Origin of the sequence: Archangium violaceum, assembly GCF_016887565.1 — a bacterium.
Classification (GTDB): domain Bacteria; phylum Myxococcota; class Myxococcia; order Myxococcales; family Myxococcaceae; genus Archangium; species Archangium violaceum_B.
The window spans coordinates 552,165-572,608 of the sequence record NZ_CP069396.1; the positions used below are offsets into that span (position 1 = coordinate 552,165).

General features: G+C 67.9%; 15 protein-coding genes. 8 read left to right on the forward strand and 7 right to left on the reverse strand.

The features are described from left to right. Positions 1-4: 4 nt before the first annotated feature. Positions 5-1,015, reverse strand: coding sequence for an NADP-dependent oxidoreductase (locus JRI60_RS02415; protein ID WP_204224205.1), 1,011 nt, complete (start codon positions 1,013-1,015; stop codon positions 5-7). A 176-nt stretch (positions 1,016-1,191) separates the two neighbouring features. Here JRI60_RS02415 and JRI60_RS02420 point away from each other — a divergent pair, with 176 nt between their 5' ends. Further along, positions 1,192-1,842: a TetR/AcrR family transcriptional regulator gene (locus tag JRI60_RS02420; protein ID WP_204224206.1), complete on the forward strand. Its 651-nt coding sequence runs from the start codon at positions 1,192-1,194 to the stop codon at positions 1,840-1,842. 143 nt (positions 1,843-1,985) lie between these two features. Beyond that, the gene (locus JRI60_RS02425; protein WP_204224207.1) at positions 1,986-5,195 is read left to right on the forward strand and encodes a bifunctional cytochrome P450/NADPH--P450 reductase; all 3,210 of its coding nucleotides are present in this window, start codon (positions 1,986-1,988) and stop codon (positions 5,193-5,195) included. 11 nt (positions 5,196-5,206) lie between these two features. Here the strand turns inward: JRI60_RS02425 and JRI60_RS02430 are convergent, their stop codons facing one another. Together JRI60_RS02430 and JRI60_RS02435 are read right to left on the reverse strand one after the other, a co-directional pair. Further along, the gene (locus JRI60_RS02430; RefSeq protein ID WP_204224209.1) at positions 5,207-6,397 is read right to left on the reverse strand and encodes a cytochrome P450; all 1,191 of its coding nucleotides are present in this window, start codon (positions 6,395-6,397) and stop codon (positions 5,207-5,209) included. 89 nt (positions 6,398-6,486) lie between these two features. Then, positions 6,487-7,620 carry a tyrosinase family protein gene (locus JRI60_RS02435; RefSeq protein WP_204224211.1) on the reverse strand — a complete coding sequence of 378 codons (1,134 nt, stop codon included), beginning with the start codon at positions 7,618-7,620 and terminating at the stop codon, positions 6,487-6,489. A 921-nt stretch (positions 7,621-8,541) separates the two neighbouring features. On the opposite strand from JRI60_RS02435, the gene JRI60_RS54305 reads away from it, so the two are divergent. Both JRI60_RS54305 and JRI60_RS02445 read left to right on the forward strand, forming a co-directional pair. Then, a complete protein-coding gene (locus tag JRI60_RS54305) occupies positions 8,542-10,026 on the forward strand; it encodes a bifunctional metallophosphatase/5'-nucleotidase (protein ID WP_275439094.1) in 1,485 nt (494 codons plus the stop codon). Between the two features lie 33 nt (positions 10,027-10,059). Further along, entirely contained in the window at positions 10,060-10,392 is a 333-nt protein-coding gene (locus JRI60_RS02445; RefSeq protein ID WP_204224212.1) for a MazG nucleotide pyrophosphohydrolase domain-containing protein, read from the forward strand. Between the two features lie 81 nt (positions 10,393-10,473). On the opposite strand, the gene JRI60_RS02450 is transcribed toward JRI60_RS02445, so the two are convergent. Together JRI60_RS02450 and JRI60_RS02455 are read right to left on the reverse strand one after the other, a co-directional pair. Beyond that, on the reverse strand, positions 10,474-11,706 hold the full coding sequence (locus JRI60_RS02450; protein ID WP_204224214.1) for a hypothetical protein: 1,233 nt from the start codon (positions 11,704-11,706) through the stop codon (positions 10,474-10,476). Between the two features lie 116 nt (positions 11,707-11,822). Further along, the gene (locus JRI60_RS02455; protein WP_204224216.1) at positions 11,823-14,063 is read right to left on the reverse strand and encodes an RCC1 repeat-containing protein; all 2,241 of its coding nucleotides are present in this window, start codon (positions 14,061-14,063) and stop codon (positions 11,823-11,825) included. A gap of 147 nt (positions 14,064-14,210) precedes the next feature. Here JRI60_RS02455 and JRI60_RS02460 point away from each other — a divergent pair, with 147 nt between their 5' ends. Then, entirely contained in the window at positions 14,211-15,098 is an 888-nt protein-coding gene (locus JRI60_RS02460) for an alpha/beta fold hydrolase (protein ID WP_204224218.1), read from the forward strand. 129 nt (positions 15,099-15,227) lie between these two features. Next, complete coding sequence (locus tag JRI60_RS02465) at positions 15,228-17,171, forward strand: ATP-binding protein (RefSeq protein ID WP_204224220.1); 1,944 nt, start codon at positions 15,228-15,230, stop codon at positions 17,169-17,171. A gap of 8 nt (positions 17,172-17,179) precedes the next feature. Here the strand turns inward: JRI60_RS02465 and JRI60_RS02470 are convergent, their stop codons facing one another. After that, positions 17,180-17,662 carry a nuclear transport factor 2 family protein gene (locus JRI60_RS02470; RefSeq protein ID WP_204224222.1) on the reverse strand — a complete coding sequence of 161 codons (483 nt, stop codon included), beginning with the start codon at positions 17,660-17,662 and terminating at the stop codon, positions 17,180-17,182. A 148-nt stretch (positions 17,663-17,810) separates the two neighbouring features. Here JRI60_RS02470 and def point away from each other — a divergent pair, with 148 nt between their 5' ends. Beyond that, complete coding sequence (gene def / locus JRI60_RS02475; protein ID WP_204224224.1) at positions 17,811-18,329, forward strand: peptide deformylase; 519 nt, start codon at positions 17,811-17,813, stop codon at positions 18,327-18,329. Between the two features lie 136 nt (positions 18,330-18,465). On the opposite strand, the gene JRI60_RS02480 is transcribed toward def, so the two are convergent. Then, positions 18,466-19,536, reverse strand: coding sequence for a hypothetical protein (locus JRI60_RS02480; protein ID WP_204224225.1), 1,071 nt, complete (start codon positions 19,534-19,536; stop codon positions 18,466-18,468). A 111-nt stretch (positions 19,537-19,647) separates the two neighbouring features. On the opposite strand from JRI60_RS02480, the gene JRI60_RS02485 reads away from it, so the two are divergent. Beyond that, a complete protein-coding gene (locus JRI60_RS02485) occupies positions 19,648-20,400 on the forward strand; it encodes an SPFH domain-containing protein (RefSeq protein WP_204224227.1) in 753 nt (250 codons plus the stop codon). Positions 20,401-20,444 lie beyond the last annotated feature (44 nt).

Sequence of the window (20,444 nt, forward strand, 5' to 3'; positions counted from 1 at the left end):
GCCGTCAGTCCTTGGCCACCTCGAGCACGAGCTTGCCGGTGTTCTCGCCCTTGAAGAGCTTGAGGAAGGTCTCGGGGAAGGTCTGGAAGCCCTGGGCGATGTCCTCGCGGGACTTGAGCTTGCCGGCGGTCAACCAGCCGGCCATTTCGCGAGCGGCCTCGGGGTAGCGGTCGGCGTAGTCGAAGACGATCATGCCGGTCATGCTGGCGCGGTTGACGAGCAGGGACATGTAGTTGGAGGGGCCCTTGGCGGGGCCGGTGGCGTTGTACTGGGAGATGGCGCCGCAGATGATGATGCGGGCGCGGAGGTTGATCTGGGTGAGGACGGCATCGAGGATGTCGCCGCCGACGTTGTCGAAGTAGACATCCACGCCCTTGGGGCAGTGGGTGCGCAGGGCCTTCTTGACGTCGTCGGACTTGTAGTCGATGGCGGCGTCGAAGCCGAGCTCCTCGACGATGAACCTGCACTTGTCGGGGCCGCCGGCGATGCCGACGACGCGGCAGCCCTTGAGCTTGGCGATCTGCCCGACGACGGTGCCCACGGCGCCGGCGGCGCCGGAGACGACGACGGTTTCACCGGCCTTGGGCTGGCCGATGTCGAGCAGCCCGAAGTAGGCGGTGAAGCCGGGCATGCCGAGGGTGCCGAGGTAGACGGGAAGGGGAGCGATGCGCGGGTCCACCTGGACGACGCCCTTGCCGTTGGAGAGGGCGTACTCCTGGACGCCGAAGGTGCCCATGACGAAGTCACCGGCCTTGAAGCCGGGGTGCTTGCTGGAGACGACCTTGCCCACGCCGCCGGCGCGCATGACCTCGCCGAGGCCCACGGGGGGGATATAGGACTTGCCCTCGTTCATCCAGCCGCGCATGGCGGGGTCCAGGGAGAGATAGAGGACCTTGACGAGCAGCTCGCCGTCGGCGGGCTCGCGGACGGGCTCCTCGGTGTAGCTCCAGTCCTCGCGCTTGGGGAGGCCAACGGGGCGGGCGGCGAGGCGGAACTGGTGATTGGTGACGGTCATGGTGCTCCTGTCGGGTGGGGGACGAAAGACCTCGTCCCACGTGAAAGCCAGGGTACGGAGAGGATGCCGGAGGAGGCGTTTCGATTCAGAGAGAACTGGCCAGGGAGCGTACGAGACAGCACGATGAGGTGGTGAGTACTCGTCATGTCGCAGGCAGCGGGCGGGAGGAGATCCTCGTGGCGGCGATCCGGGAGTTCGCGGACCACGGCTACGCGGGCGCGACGACGGCGGGCATCGCGCGGCGGGCGGGGGTGACGCAGCCGCTGGTGCACCACCACTTCGGCTCGAAGAAGGGCCTGTGGAACGCCGTGCTCGAGGACCTCTTCCTCGAGCTGCGCACCGTGATGGGGGAGGCCCTGCGCAAGGTGGAGGGAGCGGACCGGTCCACCCGGCTGACGCACCTGCTGCGCGCCTTCGTGTGCTTCAGTGGACGGCGCCCGGAGCTCTCCCGCCTCATCCGCACCGAGAGCAGCACGGGGGGCGAGGGCTTCGAGGACCTCTTCGAGAGCCGGCTCTCGGTGGCGCTGTCCTTCCTGCTGAAGGAGCTGTCCGCGGCGGTGGAGGAAGGGACGATCCGTCCGGTGGACTCGCGCTTCGCCTACTTCGCCATCATCGGCGCGAGCACCCAGGCCTTCGCGCAGCCCGAGCTGGCCCGGCGCGCCTTCGGGCTGGACGTGAAGGATGAGCAGTCCATCGAGCGCTACGCGGACCTGGTGGTGGAGCTGGTGACCCAGGGACTTCGCGTCACCCCGGAGAGGAAACGCCCGGTGGCCCGGAAGGGCCCGGCCTCCCGCTCCAAACAGCGCCGACATTCCTCCTCCTCCTGACCACAGGGGCCTGCCTGGCGGCACACGGACCCTCCTGACACCTGCCCGCGACACGGGCGGGCCGGGTTGACGCGGCGCGCCCAGGTGCTTATAGCTCAATAAGGCTGATTGCCCTATAAGTCCCCAGGGACAGGAGTCCTCGAATGAGCACCGCCACGGTTCACGCCCCCATCCCCCAGCCCCGCAAGCGCCCCCTGGTGGGCAACATCCCGGACCTGGAGGGGGAGACGCCCATCCAGTCGATGATGAGGCTGAGCCAGGAGTACGGGCCCATCTTCCGGCTGAGCTTTCCGGGCCGCTCCATTCTCGTCGTCAGCTCGCACGCGCTGGTGGACGAGGTGTGCGACGAGAAGCGCTTCGACAAGTCGGTGGGCGGGGCGCTGAAGAACATCCGCGACTTCGCGGGGGACGGGCTCTTCACGGCGTACACGGACGAGCCCAACTGGGCGCTGGCGCACCGCATCCTGATGCCGGCCTTCGGGCCGCAGGCGATGAGGGGCTACTTCGACTTCATGCTCGACATCGCCGAGCAGATGCTCACGAAGTGGGAGAGGCTCGGGCCGGACGCGGACCTGGACGTCACGGACAACATGACGCGGTTGACGCTCGACACCATCGCGCTGTGCGGGTTCGGGTACCGCTTCAACAGCTTCTACCAGCGGGAGATGCACCCCTTCGTGGACGCCATGGTGCGCAGCCTCGCCGAGGCGGGTGATCGGGCGCGGCGGCTGCCCTTGCAGACGCGGCTGATGCTGATGACGCAGCAGCAGTACCAGCGGGACATCGAGTACATGCACCAGGTGGTCGACGAGGTCATCCGCGAGCGGCGCCGCAACGGGGACGCGGCCACGCGCAAGGACCTGCTCAGCCTGATGCTCCAGGGGGTGGACCCGGTGAGCGGGCAGGGGCTGGACGATCTCAACATCCGCTACCAGGTGGTGACGTTCCTCATCGCCGGCCACGAGACGACGAGCGGGCTGCTGTCCTTCACGCTCTACGAGCTGCTCAAGCACCCGGAGGTGCTGACGCGAGCCACCGAGGAGGTGGATCGGGTGCTCGGGAGGGACTCATCGCGGCGCCCCACCTTCGAGCAGATGGGCAGGCTCACCTACCTGGACCAGGTGCTGCGCGAGTCGCTGCGCCTGTGGCCCACGGCGCCGGCCATGGGGCTGCTGGCGAGGGAGAACACGATGCTCGGGGGCACATGGCCGGTGCGCAAGGGCGAGCCGGTGATGGTGCTCACGCCGACGCTGCACAGGGATCCGGAGGTGTGGGCGGACCCGGAGCGTTTCGATCCGGAGCGCTTCAGCCCGGAGGCCGTCGCGGCGCGCCCGCCCAACGCGTGGAAGCCCTTCGGAAACGGGCAGCGCGGGTGCATCGGCCGGCCGTTCGCGATGCAGGAGGCGGTGCTGGTGCTGGCGATGCTGTTGCAGCGCTTCAAGCTCATCGACCACACGCGGTACCAGCTGCACATCAAGGAGACGCTGACGCTCAAGCCGGAGGGCTTCCGGATGCGCGTGCGGGTGCGAGACGACGCGGAGCGGACGGTGGTGGACCTGCGGCCGGTGACCCCGGTGACGGCGCCGGAGAAGCCGACGTGGACGTCCGGGCCGGTGGCGCGGCACGGCACGCCGCTGCTGGTGCTGTACGGCTCGAACACGGGCTCGTCGGAGGCGTTCGCCCAGCGCATCGCGAGTGACGCGGCGGTGCAGGGGTACGCGCCCACGGTGGGGACGATGGATGCGTACGCCGGGCGGCTGCCGCGCGAGGGAGGCGTGGTCATCGTGACGGCCTCGTACAACGGCCACCCGCCGGACAACGCGAAGGCGTTCTGCCGGTGGTTGGAGGAGCTCCAGCCGGGGGCGCTCGAGGGGGTGCACTACACGGTGTTCGGCTGCGGCAACCGGGACTGGGCGGCGACGTGGCAGGCGGTGCCGAGGCTGGTGGACGAGCGGCTGGCCGCGGCCGGTGCGAGCCGGATGCTCACCCGGGGCGAGGCGGACGCGCGTGGCGACTTCTTCGGCGACTTCGATGGCTGGTTCCAGGGCGTGTGGCCGACGCTGGGCGAGACGTTCGGGGTGGAGGCGGCGGAGACGAGCCAGGCGCCGCGCTACGAGGTGGAGCGGCTGGACCAGGTGGCGGATCCGCTGGAGCTGGCCCATGGAGTGGTGCCGATGGAGGTGCTGGCCAACCGCGAGCTGGTGGACATGACGTCACCGTTCGGCCGCTCGAAGCGGCACGTGGAGGTGAAGCTGCCGGAGGGGATGACGTATCGGACGGGAGACCACCTGGCGGTGCTGCCGGAGAACGCGCCCGAGCAGGTGGAGCGGGTGGCACGGCGGTTCCGGTTGGATCCGGAGGAGACGGTGCTCATCCGGCGCACGCGGGAGGAGCAGAGCACGCTGCCATTGGACAGGCCGGTGACGGTGCGCGCGTTGCTGGGCCTCTACGTGGAGTTGTCGATGCCTGCCACGCGGAGCGACCTGCGGCTGCTGGCGAAATACACGGCGTGCCCGCCGGAGAAGAAGCAGCTGCTCGCGCTCGCGGAGGGGGGAGTAGGGCAGGAGGACTACCGCACGCAGGTGCTCGAGAAGCGGGTGAGCGTGCTGGACCTGCTGGAGGACTTCCCCGCGTGCGAGCTGCCGTTCGGGGTGTTCCTGGAGATGTTGCCGTCGATGAAGCCGCGCCGGTACTCCATCTCGTCCTCGCCGCTGGAGGCGCCGGACCGGTGCACCCTCACGCTGGCGGTGGTGGACGCGCCGGCGCTGTCGGGGCGGGGACGGTACCGGGGCACGTGCTCGAACTACCTGGCGCGCATCGAGCCGGGCTCACGGATTCCAGCCGTCGTCCGGGAACCGCACTCGCCGTTCCGGCCGCCCGAGGACCCGAGCGTGCCGGTGGTGATGATTGGAGCGGGCACGGGGCTGGCACCGTTCCGCGGGTTCATCCAGGAGCGGGCGAAGCTGGCCGAGGAGGGGAGGAAGCTCGGGAGGGCGCTGCTGTTCTTCGGGTGCGACCACCCGGAGGTGGACTTCCTCTACCGGGGCGAGCTCGAGGGCTGGGAGAAGCAGGGGGTGGTGGAGGTGTACCCCGCGTTCTTCCGGCAGGAGCGCGAGGAGGTGAAGTTCGTGCAGCACCGGCTGTGGGAGGAGCGGGAGCGGGTGGGGGCGCTGCTGGAGGCGGGGGCTTGCGTGTACGTGTGCGGTGATGGCCGCTACATGGCCCCCGCGGTCCGGGAGACGGTGGCGCGCATCCACCAGGAGCGGACCGGCTGCACGCCGGAGCGGGCCGCCGACTGGATGCGCGAGCTGGAGAAGCAGGGGCGCTACCTGGCCGACGTGTTCGGCGGGTAGTGGCCGGCGCTTCACTGGCGCGGGATCAACTCCACCGGCAGCGCGGCGGGGCCCCGCACGGCGAGGGAGTACACCCAGTCGATCTCCCGCCGCTTCATGACGAGGGCCTGGATGCGGGGAAGGAGCGCCTCCAGGCCGATTCGTGCCTCCAGGCGCGCGAGCTGCGCGCCCAGGCAGTAGTGGATGCCATGGCCGAACGTGAGGTGCTGCGTCTGCTTGTCGCGGCCGGGCAGGAAGCGCTCCGGCTCGGAGAACTGCCGCTCGTCGCGGTTGGCCGAGGCGGCGGACAGGAAGACCATGGAGCCCTGGGGGAGGGTGGTATCGCCGATGCGCACGTCGGTGCTCGTCAGACGGTAGCCCAGGGGGATGGGGCACTCGATGCGGAGCACCTCCTCGATGAAGTTGACCCGGTGGGCCTTGTCCTCGCGGGCCTTCTCCAGATGCTCCGGGTAGCGGGAGAGGTACACGGTCATGTTGCCGATCAGGTTCGTCGTCGTCTCCAGACCGGCGGGTAGCAGGAGGTAGAGGAAGCTGACGAGGTCCTCGCGCGAGAGCCGCTGACCGTCCACCTCGGCGCGGAGCAGATCGCTCACCATGTCCTCGCGAGGCTGGCGGCGCCGGTCCTCGAGGACCTCGTCGAGGTAGCGCCCCATCTCGCCGAGCGCGTCGCGGATCTCGTGCTGCTTCTCGGGCGTGTCCGCGCCGGTGACGGTGGCCATGGCCATGCCCCAGCGCTGGAGCTTGGGGTAGACGGAGCGGTCCACGCCAATCATGTGCCCGATGACGGCGCGAGGCAGGAGGAAGGCGAACTCCTGGACGAAGTCCACGTCGCGGCGGCGAACGGCCTCGGTGGCGAGCTCCTCGGCGGTCTGGCGGACGAAGGCCTCGAGCCGGGCCATGCCGGTGACGCCGAAGGCGCGGTTGATGAGGGCGCGGAGCTTGCCGTGGCGCACGGGCTCTGCGGTGACGAGGGATTGCGCGAAGGGGTTGGGCTTGAGCCAGGGCGGCTCGGCGAGGAGGGCGAGTCCCTCGGACGAGAAGCGCTGCGGGTCCTTGAGGGCGGCCATGACGTCGTCATAGCGGGTGACGAACCAGACGCCGTTGGGGTCCACCTGGCACACGGGCGAGCGGTTCCGCAGCTCGGCGAGGAAGGGATAGGGGTCGGCCTGGTACTCGGGGGCGAGCAGGTTGAGTCGCGTCATGGCTCCTCGGCGGAAGGTGGTGGAAGGAGGCCAGAGGCTACTCCAGGCCGCTGACCCCTTTCGGTGCCGCACGGGAAGTCGCGAGGCCCTCACTCGTAGCGGTAGCCGAGCGCGAAGCTGTCCTCGAGGTCTCGTGGGGTGACCATGATGCCCGCCTCATGGAAGGGCATCAGCATGGAGTCGATGTCATTGCCGGGGTGACCGGAGACGGGGAGGTAGGAAGGGATGCCGTGGAGGTGTTGCCACTGGTCCCAGATGCGGTCGACGTTGGCGTGGTGGAGGAAGAAGACGGGGTCATTGGGCGAGGTGGAGAGGCCCATGGTGCCGAAGACGTAGCGGCCGTCGGAGGTGACGGAGAGCAGGCCGCTGACCCAGCCGTGCACGACGTTGTGCATGGTGGGGGTATTGAGGGGCAGGAGGACCATGAAGCCATCGGGGGCGCAGACCATGCTGAGCTGACCGGGAGGGTCCCTGAAGCCCTCGAGGTAGTTGCGGAAGCTCAGACGCGAGTCGCTGGTGGTGTCGTAGGGATGCACGTCGTAGAGCGGGACGGAGAGCGAGGCCTGGACCTCCTGGGGCGAGGGGAGGGCGGTGGCGGTGGGCAGGGTGCGGAAGGCGCGGACGAGCCAGGGCGAGACGGAAGGCTGCTCGTTCCAGCCGAGGGGCTGGAGGGTGAGAGGCCAGCGACCCTTGCGGAAGGGGCCGGAGTGGACGGTGTACCCATCGGAGGGGTCGCCATCGCCGCCCATGAAGTCATCCTGGAAGACGGAGGCGGTGCTGTCGGGGCGGGTCCAATCCCAATAGGGGACGGTGAGGTTCTTGTCGCCGCTGACCTCGCGCAGAGCGTCTTCGAAGAGGAGGAGGAACTGGCGGTGCCAGGGGAGGAAGAGGGGACCGGCGTGAGCCATGGGCATGGAGCCATGAGGCATGCTGGGGTCGCACACGTAGAGGGAGCGGTGCCAGTCGACGAACTGGTCGTAGTAGCTGAGGCCGGGCGAGTATGGAGAGGGCACCTTCTTCAGCTTGAGGATGGCTTTGACGAGCTCCTTGCGCTCCTTGGGCGAGAGCGTGCGGACGTCCCTGCGAACGCGGATGGCCCGAGGCCTGAATGAGACCTGAGCTGGAGGAGCCTCCGCGTGGGCCTCCGAGCCAGGGCCCGTGAGGAACAGGTACAAGAGGACGGACAGGGTAATGGCGTGAATCGGGCTTCTCTGTGAATACATGTTTCCCCCCTTCTGAGGGGAGAGGTAGCACGAGAGAGGCAGGGAGGAGTGAGGACGGAGGGGCCGAGGGGTGAACCATCCACCACGAGACAAAGAGATCCACGAAGCCGCTGAACAAATTCAATGTGCCCGTGGAAGTCCCCTCTCCCTCTGGGAGAGGGCTAGGGTGAGGGTATAGGTCCTACCCGGGAGAATCCATGCCGCGCTCACCTGCAGTTGCCGTCTGGATGCTGTTCACCGCGCTGGCGGTGGGCTGTACGACATCATCAACCGAGAGGCGCGAGCCGCCCGCGACGACGACAACTGGAGCGGGAGTGACGGAGGCCTGCCGGGCACCGGATGAGGCGGGGTGCAATCCCTGCTGTGAGCCGCTGGTGGAAGGTGGGTGCGTCATCAAGCGCTGGAGCCCGGGGCCCGCGAGCTCCGCGGACGAGGATCGATCCAACGTGGTCGAGCCCTGGTACAACGAAAACGGCTTCGCGGATCGTTGCCCTGACCAGTGCCGGACCTGCGCGAAGTGCTCGAAGCGGGACGAGCAGGAGCTGAAGCAACTCGGTACGAGACCCGAATGCGATTGCAGCAAGGAGCCAGGGATCGACCCGTGCTTCACGCCGGGGTCCTGTGGCTGCTTCTGTGATCGGCTGCGCAAGCTTGGCCGATCCTGTCCCGAGCTCATGCCACGCCGGTAGAGGAAGAGGGAGCGCCAGTCGCCCCGGAATCCTCACGGAGCGGGGGAGGACTCACCCTGCTCTTCGTTCGGGTTGTGCATGCGCGTGTCGCTGAACATGGGTGCGGGGAGAGTGGCTGGCACGGGATGTGGGGAGGGAAGGCCGCCTGCCTGGGGTGCCGCCAGATTTGGACGGAGCACGGCTTGACGCCATGAGGGAGGGGTGTGAAGGGGGAGGCGAGCACGAGCCCGCCATGATGAAGACGACTATCTGCCTCCTCGCGGTTCTGATGTTCCTCCCGGCCTGCCAGACGACGCGCACGGTGACGGTGGTGGGGATGACGGACTACCACTCGCACGCGGTGCCCTTCTATTCGGAGGGAGAGCGGGGACAGGGGGGACTGGCGAGAGCGCTGGCGTACCTGCGGGAGGCGAAGTCACGGCCGGACACGCTGGTGGTGTCTGGCGGGGACATGCTGAACAAGGGGGTGCCCACGTGGAGTGACGAGTACGAGTGCGTGGAGTGGCCGTGGTTGAACGGGGTGGTGGACGTGATGGCGTTGGGGAACCACGACCTGGACTACGGGGCGGAGAAGTTCGAGCGATGCCGTGAGGGGCTCGAGTACCCGCTGTTGAGCGCGAACCTGGTGAGAGGGGACGGAGCGGCGTACTTCCAGGTGGAGGGGCGGCCGTACGTGGTGAAGACGGTAGGGGGAGTGCGGTTGGGGCTCTTCGCGGTGGGGGGGCCGGACATGCAGCGGCTGGTGAAGGCGGAGAACCTGCCGGCGGGGACGAGGTGGACGGACGCGAAGGAGGTGGCGAGGAAGGTGGTGAGGGCGCTGCGGGACGAGGAGCACGTGGACGCGGTGGTGTTCATCGGTCACCAGCTGAGCGAGGACGATGAGGCACTGGCGCGAGAGGTGCCGGGGATCGACCTGATCATGGGCTCGCACTCGCACCAGAAGGTGGAACTGAGGGTGCTGCCGGGAACGCGGACGTACTACGTGTCGCCGTACCAATACCTGGCCTACCTGGCGGAGGTGCGGATGCACTTCCGGGGGAAGAAGCTGGAGCGGGTGGAGGGAGGGCTGGTGAAGCTGGACGGGACGAAGAAGGAGGACGCGGAGACGGCGGCGAAGGTAGCGGAGCTGCAGCGGGTGCTGGTGGCGAAGAGGCCGGAGCGCTTCGAGGTGCTGGGCCGTCTGACGAAACCACTGAGCGACGAGGGCGTGTCGACGGGGGCGGCGGAGGTGGGCACGTGGGCGACGGAGGTGTGGCGGCGAGCGGCGGGGGTGCGGGCCTTCTTCGCGACGTCGGCGGGATTCCGTGCGGGGTTGCCGGCGGGGGAAGTCACGGTGGAGGACTTCTACGGGGCGATTCCATACCGGAACGTGGTGGTGACGGCGGAGCTGACGGGGGAGCAGCTGCTGGAGTGGGTGTCGCTGATCGAATCGAAGAAGGGGACGGACGGCTACAGCCAGAGGAGCGGGGTGCGTTACGAGGTGAAGGACGGGCGGGTGGAAGGACTGGAGGTGTTGAAGGATGCGAGCGAGCCGGGGGAGGGCTACGAGCGGGTGAAGCCGGAGGGGGTGTACCGGGTGGGGACGACGGATTTCCAGGCGTACGTGGCGGCCGGGTACAAGGAGGCGCTGTCGAAGGCGAGACAGGTGGAGCGTACGGGGCTGGACGTGCACGAGCTGCTGAAGGAAGCGCTGAGGAAGGGGAGTCCGCGAGGTTGACAGTTGGAAGGGGGGTCAGCGAGGAAGGGAGACATGATCAAACTCCCCGAAGGCGCGACGATGAAGGACTACCAGAGCTACATCCACGAGCTGGAGACGCTGCATGGGTGGCTGAAGGTGGACCTGGTGCACAACTGTTTCCTGATGGGGGAGGAGATGGGGGAGTTGTTCAAGGCGGTGCGCCGCTACAACAAGCTCTTCGACGAGGGGGCGGGAACGCCGACGGAGGAGGCGCGAGCCAACCTGGCGGAGGAGTTGGTGGATGTCTTCAACTACCTGTTGGCGATTTCGAACCGGGTGGGAGTGGATCTGGAGAAGGCATTCCGGGAGAAGAACGAGCGAAACCAGCAGCGCAAGTGGAGTTGAGTGTATTTCGCATGCACCCTCTCCCTCTGGGAGAGGGCGGGGGGTGAGGGTAGTGGCATCGGTATTCTCGCCTGTGGATGCTCAGGAGCGGTGGACCACGAGCACCTGTCGGCTGCGCTCTGGAACCGAGCAATAAAGCCGTAGGACGTCGGGAGTCTCCAGGGGTTCAGCCAGGGATTGACACCAGCGAAGCAGCTCGAGGAGGGAGTCGTCGTCCTGGAGGAGCCAGCGCTCCTCGGTCGAGACGCGGTGGCGGATGCGAGCAAGCGCCGAGGCGGAGACTCCGGAGAGAGTGCCAGGCCGGGTGATGAAGTACAGGCGGCGGAGGAACGGACCGAGGCCGGGCTCGCGCCGGAAGAGCCGGAAGGAGCCGCGAGCGAAGACGAACCGTTGGCCGTCCTGTTCATGCACGGCCTCACGGTCGAAGTGACCGGAGCGGAAGTAGCGGGTCCGATACTGCGAGGGGTCGTAGTGCCCGCTCTCGCCGGTGAACCAGGCGAGGTTTTCCTGACGGCGACGGAAGCCATGGGCCAGGTCATTGAGGTTGCGCTTCACCTCGATGAGGGCCAGCACCTCCACGGGCTGCTCGGGGCGGCGTGGCAGGCGGATGAGCAGTTGGTCGAGCTCGGTCCGAGCGGCACCGAGACCGACACCGGTGAGGACCCGGAGGCGCGTCGCGTCCGCGGTCCGCGCTCTCCCGAGCAGCTCGGGAACGATGAAGCGCCAGGTGAGGGTGAGGGCCTGTTGCTCGAAGGAGCCACCCGAGTGCCCGGAACGCTGGCCCTGGTGCAGCAAGAGCTCGGCGAGGTCACCCTCCGCGCGCTCGAGCCCGAGGCGCGAGCGGAGCTGTTGTAACTCCGCGCGGAGCCGGAGCAGCTCCTGGCGTGGAGGGCTCTCTCGGGTCAGCAGGGCCTGCTCACGTTGGAGTTCCCGCTGTCTGTCCTGAAAGGCATCCAGCTTCCGCCGCAGGTCGGGCTGCTTTGCTGGCTCGGCCCGGACCAACGCGGCGCTCAATCCGGCGAGGGCCTTGCCGGTCCTGGCGAGTTCCTCTTCCACCTGGAGGAGGCGTGCGCCCTGGGGAGAGGCCTCATCCGCGGCGGTGGCGCGACGGTACATCCGCTCCAGGGCACGGAGCTCGGGATGGGCGCGCCGCAGGTCGCGGATCCTGGCGCGCTGAATGAAGGCGGGGTCCGACTCCCAGAAGGGCAGTTGCTGGGTGAGCCAGTGGCGGAAGCCCTCCAGGTCGAGGCCGCGGAGATCGACGGCCTGTTGGAGCAAGCGCTTCAGCTCGCGAGTCCCTCGGCTGACTGTCATCGTGCCTGTCTCTCGGAGTCCCCTGGAGGGCTCAGGCGGGGAACTCCATATAGGTGTCCCCCGCCCTCCATGCGTCGGAGGGCGGCGGGAGGCGCCTTGCGCGTCGGGCGATGGGCTCAGTACAGCAACGAGCGAACGGGGCTGGTCGCGATGGCGGGAGGCGCATTGCCGAGCTGGCCCAGGGAGGTGCTCCCCCAGGACCAGACGGTGCCATCGGAGCTGCGCGCCATCGAGTGGTTGACGCCGGCGGCCACGGTCGCCACTCCGCTCAACCCCGGCACGCGCGCGGGCGTGGAGTAGTTGCCCGAGACGTCCGTGGTTCCCAACTGCCGCTCGTTGTTGGCGCCCCAGGCCCACGCGGTGCCGTCCGAGTGCGCCGCCAGGGAGTGGGTGCTGCCCGCGGCCACGGAGACGATTCCGCTCAGCGCCTGGACCTGCACGGGGGTGGAGCGGCGGGTGGTGGTGCCATCGCCCAGCTGGGCGTACGCGTTGGAGCCCCAGGCCCACACGGTGCCGCCAGAGCGCACGGCCAGGGAGTGGTTGGCGCCCGCGGCCACGGAGCTGACTCCACTGAGTCCTGACACCTGCGCGGGGGTGGAGCGGCTGGTGGTGGTGCCGTTGCCCAGCTGGCCGGAGGAGTTGTCGCCCCAGGCCCACACGGTGCCGTCGGAGCGCAGGGCCAGCGAGTGGTAGTAGCCGGCGGACACGGCGACGACATCGCTGAGTCCTGGCACCTGCACGGGGGTGGAGCGGCGGGTGTTGGTGCCGTCTCCCAACTGGCCGTACGCGTTGTCGCCCCAGGCCCACACGGTGCCGTCGAAACGAACCGCCAGGGAATGGAAGGAGCCGGCGGCGATGGCGACGATGCCGCTGAGCCCTGTCACCTGCACCGGCGCGGAGCGGTTGAGCTGGGTGCCGTCACCCAGCGCACCATCGGAGTTGTAGCCCCAGGCCCACACGGTGCCGTCGTAGCGCATCGCCAGGGAATGGGAGGAGCCCGTGGCGCTGGCGACGGCTCCACTCATCCCTGGCACCTGCACCGGCGCGGAGCGGTTGATCTGGGTGCCATCGCCCAGCTGACCCCAGGAGTTGTTTCCCCAGGCCGCCAGGGAGCCATCGGAGCGCATGGCCAGCGAGTACTCGTTGCCGGCGGCCACGGTCTTGACTCCACTCAGGGCGGGCACCTGCAGGGGCGAGGAGCGATAGGACCTGCTCCCGTCTCCACGCACGCCGCCTCCGTTGCCGCCCCAGGCCCACAGGGAGCCGTCGGCGCACACCGCCAACGAGTGGTACATGCCCGCGGCCACGGCCTGGGCCCCACTCAACTCCAGGACCTGCACGGGCGTGGTGCGCGTGTACCGGGTGCCATCTCCCAACTCGCCGTACATGTTGTCGCCCCAGGCCCACACGGTGCCGTCGGAGTGCACGGCCAGGGAGTGGTTGGGGCTCGCGGACACGGCGATGACTCCGCTCTGCCCTGGCACCTGCACCGGCGTGAGGCGCTTGAGCCCGGTTCCATCACCCAGCAAACCCCAGGAGTTGCTGCCCCAGGCCCACACGGTGCCGTCGGAGCGTACGGCCAGGGAGTGGTAGGAGCCCGCGGACACGTCGGTGGCGCCGCTCAAGCCCTGGACCTGTACCGGCGCGAGGCGCTGGGTGGTGGTGCCATCGCCCAGCTGGCCATCCGAGTTGGAGCCCCAGGCCCACACGGTGCCGTTGGAGCGCACGGCCAGCGAGTGGTACCTGCCACCGGAGATGGCGACGACGCCGCTCAGGCCCGGCACCTGCACCGGCGTGTAACGAGTCGTCGTGGTGCCATCGCCCAGCTGGCCGTACGCGTTGGAGCCCCAGACCCACACGGTGCCATCGGAGCGCAGGGCCAGCGAGTGACTCCGGCCCGCGGCGATGGCGACGATGCTGCTCAGTCCTGGCACCTGCATCGGTTGGGACTGCCAGTTCGGGGCGCCATACCCCAGCTCGCCCTGGGCGTTCTCGCCCCAGGCCCACACGGTGCCGTCGTAGCGCACGGCCAGCGAGTGGTTGGCGCCCGCGGCCACGGCCACGGCACCGCTCAGGCCGGTCACCTGCACCGGCGTGTAACGAGTCGTCGTGGTGCCATCGCCCAGCTGGCCGGAGATGTTGTAGCCCGAGGCCCAGACGGTGCCGTCCGGGCGTACGGCCAGGGAGTGGTCCGTCGACGTGGCGAGCCGTGCCTGCGCCGACCAGGCCCGCACGGGCGCGCTCCGTGAGCCTTGCTCCTCCGTGACCCCCGGCGACTGTCCGCAGCCGGCCGCCAGCCAGACTCCGAGCCAGACTCCCAGCACCCTGCTCGTCCATCTCCATGTGCTGCTGTACATCGAATCCTCGCTTTCCCGCGTTTACGCGGATACGCGGCGAAGTTCTCACGACAGGTGCGAGGATCGCCAACGGAATAGGAGCGGTTGTCAGGCCGGGACATGCTGGAACGTCGCACCGGCCAGACAACGCAGCTCGAGGTGAATGTCATGTCCAGACTCGAAAGTCCCGGGGGCGGGGTGGAGCGCGGAACGGTTCGTTCCGGAAGCTTCGAGCTCCACTACTCCATGGAAGGAAGTGGCAGGCCGGCGATCGTGATTGGCAGCGCGCTCTACTACCCGAGGACCTTCTCGGACGAGCTGCGGCGGTCCCTGCGGCTCGTCTTCGTCGATCATCGGGGCTTCGCCCATTCCTCGAAGGAGGAGCCGGCGTCGGAGTATGCCCTGGACCTCCTGCTCGCCGATGTGGAGCGGGTGAGGGAGCACCTGGGGCTCGACGAGGTCATCATCATCGGCCACTCCGGGCACGGGTACATGGCGCTGGAGTACGCCAAGAAGTATCCGCGGCATGTCTCGCACGTCGTGATGATCTGCACGGGCCCGAGTCACGGCGCCGCCCATAATCAGTTGAAGGAGCAGTATTGGGAGGAAGCGGTCTGCCCCGAGCGGAAGGCGAAGCAGGAGAGGGACCTGAAGCTGCTTCCCGGGGAGATCGCCGCGGCACCGGAGAGGCGCTTCATCACCTACTGTCTGCGGATGGGGGCCCGGAGCTGGTACGACCCCGAGTTCGACGCCACGGAGTTGTGGAAGGGCGTCCACGTCAACATGACGATGTTCGACCACGTGTTTGGCGAGGTCTTCCGGGACATCGACATCACGAAGGGGCTGGACGCGCTCGACCTCCCCGTCTTCCTGGCCATGGGACGGTTCGACTACCTGGTGGCGCCCTACTCGGCCTGGGCCCCCTACAGGGAGCACTTCCGTGACCTGACGGTGAGGGTGTTCGACAGGAGCGGTCACACGCCGCAGCTCGAGGAGAGCCGCCTGTTCGATGCCGAGCTGCTTCACTGGCTCGACTCTCGTACTCCGGGAGGATAGGGGCTTCACTGGCGACCGCCCGCCGCCCCGGCGGGTCTCCCGTCACTTCAAACCTCCGCCGCTTTTGATCAGACTTGCCCTGGAACGTTCTCGTGACTGGGGTCCTCCCCTGGTTGGGGAGGCACGTGGATGACGAGCATATCTGAGCCGAGGAGCGTAGCACCTGGGGCAGCGAATCCGCCGGAGCCGGACGGCGGCCGGCGAAGGCCGCACGCCTGGCTCACGCCCCTGCTGGACTGGTTCCTGTCGGAGCACCTGCGAAAGGCGCCTCCCACCCAGCTCCTCCGCCATCGGGTGCTGATCGGCGCCACCCTGTTCTCGCTCACGTTCTCGGTCCTGTACCTGCTGGCCGTGCCATTCACGCGCTCCGAGGCCTCCACGCTCGTCACGGTCGTGTACTACGTCGTGACGTTGCTGCAGGCGCGCAGGGCCCGCACTCTCACCCTTCCGGCGGTGATCCTGTGCATGAGCGTGTCGGTGGGACACCTGTCGGCCGTCTTCTTGAGCAGCCACCCCGAGGGGGGCTTCCACGCCGTGTCCATGCTGATCCCCTGCTGTGCGGTGTACCTGCTGGGGCCACGCCTGGGCCTGCTCATCACGCTCTTTCTCTTCGTGGCCGTGGGGTTTGTCCATCCCTATTACCGGGCGCAGCTCCCCATCTACAACAGCGCCATCCCCCTGCATGAGTTGACGGTGATGCACGTCACCGCGGCGGTCTCCCTGCTGGGCGTGTGGGTGATGAGCGCGCTGAACAGTTCCTCGAATGCCGCGGCCCAGGAAGCGCTCGAGCGGACGCTGAAGACCCTGCGCGAGAGTGAAGGCAAGCTGAGCACCCTCGTCGACAGCACCGAGGACCTGGTGTGCTCGCTCGACACGCACAAGCGCGTCATCACCGCCAATGCGGCGCTGCGCCGGACCTACCTCATGTTCCAGGGGAAGGAGCTCGTCCCCGGGCAGCGGCTCTATTATCCGAATTCTCCGGAGGTGCAGGCGCGGTGGGATCCGATGTTGGACAAGTGCCTGGCGGGGCAGCGCGTGCGGTTCGAGGAGGATTACACGCAGGGGGACGTGCGTATCGTCCTGGATGTCTCCATGAGCCCCATCATCGGCGAGGACGGGCAGGTGACGGGGATGACGATCTTCAGCAAGGACATCACGGCGCGCAAGCTGGTGGAGACCCGGCTGGGCGAGATGCACCGCAACCTGGTGGACGTCTCCCGCTACGCGGGCATGGCGGAAGTGGCCACGGGGGTGCTGCACAACGTGGGGAACACGCTCAACAGCGTCAACATCTCGGCGGGGCTGCTGAACGACCAGTTGCGTCACTCGCGGGTGTCTGGCCTGCACAAGACCGCGAGCCTGCTGCGCGAGCACTCCACGGACTTCAGCACCTTCCTCACCACGGATTCGCGCGGTCTGACGCTCCCCAGCTACCTCATCACCCTGTCGGAGGAGCTGGAGAAGGAGCGGGAGCTGATGCGCAAGGAGCTGAACTCACTGATGGAGAGTGTCGAGCACATCAAGTCCATCGTGAGTATGCAGCAGCAGAACGCGCGAGCCGCGGGGGTGGTGGAGCGGCTGCCGGTGCCTCAGCTCATCGAGGAGGCGCTGCGCCTGAACGCCGCGTCGTTCGAGCGCAAGGGCATCCACATCGAGCGGGAGTACGGCGAGGTGCCTCCCATCTTCGTGGATCGGCACAAGTTGTTGCAGATTCTCATCAACCTGCTGAGCAACGCGAGGGACTCGCTGCTGGAGAGCGGCAATCCGGACAAGCGTCTGACCATCCGCATCCGGCTGAGTGAGGGAGGAGAACGGCTCATCATCGAGGTGGCCGACAATGGCCTGGGCATCGCGTCGGAGAACCTGACGCGCCTCTTCTCGCAGGGCTTCACGACGAAGAAGACGGGGCACGGCTTCGGGCTGCACATCAGCGCGCTCTCGGCCGAGGAGATGAGCGGGCACCTGTCGTGCACGAGCGAGGGGCCGGGTCGGGGAGCGACCTTCACGCTCGAGCTGCCGGTGGAGGGCCCGAGCGAAAAACGGGAGACGTCGGTGTCTCCCGAGCATGCCTGACAGCGCCCTCAGGCCGAGGTGATGCCGCGCTCCTGCATGTACTTGACGAGGGAGGCGCGGGCCTGGGCCTGGACCTTGTTGCGCAGGAAGGGAGACCACCCGAGCAGGAGTCCGACGGGGCCGAGGGATTGGCGGGACCAGGTCCAGAAGTCGAACCGGTCGGTGTGGCGGAGGATCTTTCCGTCCTTGAATTCGAACTCGGCGTCGATGCGGTTGAGGACCTTCCGGCCGGTGCCGCTGAAGGTATAGCGGGCATCCCAATGGGCGCGGCCGGTGCGGTCATCGGCCTGGACGTCGCGGAAGGAGAGCTCGAGGTCCTTGCCGCGCTCGCAGAGCATCTTCCACATGGAGGAGACCTGGGCGCCGCGGAGGCCGGGGAAGGCGGGGTCGGAGAACTCGGCGTCGGGGTGGTAGCAGGCGGCCATGGCCTGGGAGTCGCGGCGTTGGAAGGCGGAGTAGAAGTCGGTGAGGAGTTGGGCGTGAGGGTGCATGGGGCGTGTGTAACAGACGGACGCCGCGTGTGCGCTATCTCTGGGAGTCGAGGCGGAAACAGGAGGCGCACACGGGGGCTCGCGCGGGGGCGTGCCCGGTGTAGAAGGGACCTTCACGCGCGAACACGCAGGGAGAAAGAGAAACGGTATGGCTCGCGACATCGTCATCTGGCCCAACAAGGTGCTGACCACGCAGACGAAGCCGGTGACGGACTTCGGGGACACGCTCACGAAGTTATTGGAGGAGATGTTCGAGTCGATGAAGGAGGCGGAGGGGATCGGGATCGCGGCGAACCAGGTGGGGGTGTCGCTGAGGTGTTCGTGGGTGGGGAGGGAGGACGGGACGTTCTTCGAGATCATCAACCCGCAGATTTTGGAGAAATCGGGGCCGGTGACGTTGGAGGAGGGGTGCCTGTCGGTGCCGGACCAGTACGAGAAGACGCCGCGGTTCCACAAGGTGAAGGTGAAGTACCAGGACCGAGCGGGGGAGTGGCACGAGCTGGAGGCGGAGGGTCGGTTGGCGCACGTGCTGCAGCACGAGATCGATCACCTGGACGGGCACGTGTTCGTGGATCACCTGTCGAACCTGAAGAGAGGCCTGATCCTGGAGAAGATGAAGAAGCTGCAGAAGGTGATGAGTCGGAGGAAGGAAGCGAAGAAGGAGTAGCCAGCGCCAACCCCAACCCCCCAACCCCCCAACCCCCACTCCAAAACCACTCCCTCTCCCCCTGGGAGAGGGTCGGGGTGAGGGTATACAGCCCCGTGTTCAGCCCCGTGTTCCCGAGCGTCGAAGGCCCCGAGGCTCAAAGGGCGGAGCTGTTGAGACTGGCGCGCAGGGCGGTGCGGAGTGCGGACAGGAGGCGAGCGGAGAGGGAGCGGTAGGTGTCGCCGGCCTCTCCAGGGAAGTCCAGGTCGTTCCAGGCGCCGATGCCGCCGAAGACATCGGAGGCGGCGGCGCAGAGGGCGAGTTGGATGGAGGGGGAGGGGAGCCCGTTGAGGAGGAGGAGCTCGGAGAGGTCCTCGAGGGGTTGGGGTTCGAGGGAGAGGCGGAGGAGGGCGCGGCGGAAGAGCTTGGACCAGGAGCGGAGGCCCTGCTTCTGGGAGAAGTCCCGCATGGCCTCGAGGGCGTTGGTGAGGGATTCGCGGGCGGAGGCGAGGTCGAGCTCGAGGTCCTGTTCGGAGCCGGAGCCGGCGTAGAGGAATTCGAAGGAGAGGCTGGAGGTGCCGGGAGAGGGGGAGAAGAAGGCGTTCCAGCTCTCCACGTCGGAAGGGTCTGGAGGGGCCTCGCCGGAGGAGGCGTACTCGACCATGGCGCCAGTGGACATGAAGCGCTCGACGATGTCCTGCATCTCGTGGGGAGAGCGGGCGGAGAGGTATGCCTCGAGACTCTCGAGTCCGAGGTTGAGCTCGCGGGCGAGGAGCTCGGTGAGGCCGGAGGCGTTCTTGCGGCTCAGGATGAAGGCGTGGAGCTGGGGTCCGGCGATGTCATGGAGGAGGGGCTGCACCTCGCGGGGGACGAAGCGCTCGATGCGCTGACCATCCGAGTAGAGGAGGAACCCGAGGCTGCCGTTGCCGATGGCGTCGCGGAGCTCGGGGTCGAGGCTGGCCAGGGTAGGGTCGGAGGCGCCGCCTGGGGGAAAGGGTGCGAGCCAGAGGCGGGCGGAGGGGGAGGGGCGGTTTTCCAACCACTCTTCGAAGGAGAGGTGTTCGCCGCCGGGGTCCACGAGGGTGACGCGGGATTCGAAGGGGCTGTGGTAGCGGAGACGGAGGCCCATGAGTTCCTCGACGGCATCCCAGCGGGTCTTCGATGGCTCGCGGAGGGCGCGGTTGCCAGTGGAGACGAGCACGGCGGAGCAGATGTCGATAGGACGCATGGTGAACAGGCTACACCAGGGGAGAGAAGGGCTGCCCTGGCGCGAGGGGAGCGGGGCGTGGTGGAGTTGGGACTCCCTCGTTCCAGGAGCCGAGCCCACGTGGAGACTCCGGTGCTGTTTGCGATTGCCGGTGCGGTAGTGGCCGGTGGGGTGTGTTGCGCGGTGGCGATGAGGATGGGCTATCGCCGGGTGGGGCCAGGGGAGGCGCTGGTCATCGAACGAGGTGCGAGGCCGACGCGGGTGAGCTTTGGGGGAGCGGTGGTGTGGCCGATGGTGGATCGTGCGGAGGTGTTGGACCTGTCGGTGAGGAAGGTGGTGGTGGAGAGGAGGGGAGGGCAGGGGCTGTCGTGCCGGGACGGGATTCGAGTGGATGTGAGGGCGACGTTCCTGGTGAAGGTGGAGAGGAATCCGGAGGACGTGTTGAGGGTGGCGAGGGAGGTGGGGTGTGCGAGGGCGAACCGTTCGGAGGAGGTGCAGGCGTTGCTGGAGGAGAGATTCGCCTGCGCGCTGGCGAACTCGGCGAGCACGTTCAACTTCGATGAGCTGCTGGCGGACCGTGGCCTGTTCATCGACCACGTGAGGGTGGAGGTGGGGGACGAGCTGCTGGGGTTCAAGCTGGAGAGGATGTCGCTGGGGAGACTGGAGCAGACACCGTTGGACCAGTTGGATCCGACGAACGTGGTGGATGCGCAGGGAATCCTGAAGCTGACGGAGAGGGCGACGAGGCTGGCGGTGGAGACGAGCGAGCAGCTGAGACAGCCGTGGTTGGCGCCGAGAGAGGGAAAGGCGGAGCCGAGGGGTGGAGGGGAGGACGAGCTGGAAAGGGAAGTCGAGCGGGCGCTGGAGCGAGCAAGAAACAACTGAGGGCGCCGTACCCAACACAACCCCAACACAACCCCTCTCCCTCT

Excerpts from the sequence above, each read along its gene's own strand:
- JRI60_RS02415 (WP_204224205.1), bottom strand. The coding sequence starts at position 1,015 with ATGACCGTCACCAATCACCAGTTCCGCCTCGCCGCCCGCCCCGTTGGC.
- JRI60_RS02430 (WP_204224209.1), bottom strand. The coding sequence starts at position 6,397 with ATGACGCGACTCAACCTGCTCGCCCCCGAGTACCAGGCCGACCCCTAT.
- def (WP_204224224.1), top strand. The coding sequence starts at position 17,811 with ATGGCTCGCGACATCGTCATCTGGCCCAACAAGGTGCTGACCACGCAG.
- JRI60_RS02450 (WP_204224214.1), bottom strand. The coding sequence starts at position 11,706 with ATGACAGTCAGCCGAGGGACTCGCGAGCTGAAGCGCTTGCTCCAACAG.
- JRI60_RS02445 (WP_204224212.1), top strand. The coding sequence starts at position 10,060 with ATGATCAAACTCCCCGAAGGCGCGACGATGAAGGACTACCAGAGCTAC.
- JRI60_RS02455 (WP_204224216.1), bottom strand. The coding sequence starts at position 14,063 with ATGTACAGCAGCACATGGAGATGGACGAGCAGGGTGCTGGGAGTCTGG.
- JRI60_RS02465 (WP_204224220.1), top strand. The coding sequence starts at position 15,228 with ATGACGAGCATATCTGAGCCGAGGAGCGTAGCACCTGGGGCAGCGAAT.
- JRI60_RS02425 (WP_204224207.1), top strand. The coding sequence starts at position 1,986 with ATGAGCACCGCCACGGTTCACGCCCCCATCCCCCAGCCCCGCAAGCGC.
- JRI60_RS54305 (WP_275439094.1), top strand. The coding sequence starts at position 8,542 with ATGATGAAGACGACTATCTGCCTCCTCGCGGTTCTGATGTTCCTCCCG.
- JRI60_RS02470 (WP_204224222.1), bottom strand. The coding sequence starts at position 17,662 with ATGCACCCTCACGCCCAACTCCTCACCGACTTCTACTCCGCCTTCCAA.
- JRI60_RS02460 (WP_204224218.1), top strand. The coding sequence starts at position 14,211 with ATGTCCAGACTCGAAAGTCCCGGGGGCGGGGTGGAGCGCGGAACGGTT.
- JRI60_RS02435 (WP_204224211.1), bottom strand. The coding sequence starts at position 7,620 with ATGTATTCACAGAGAAGCCCGATTCACGCCATTACCCTGTCCGTCCTC.
- JRI60_RS02480 (WP_204224225.1), bottom strand. The coding sequence starts at position 19,536 with ATGCGTCCTATCGACATCTGCTCCGCCGTGCTCGTCTCCACTGGCAAC.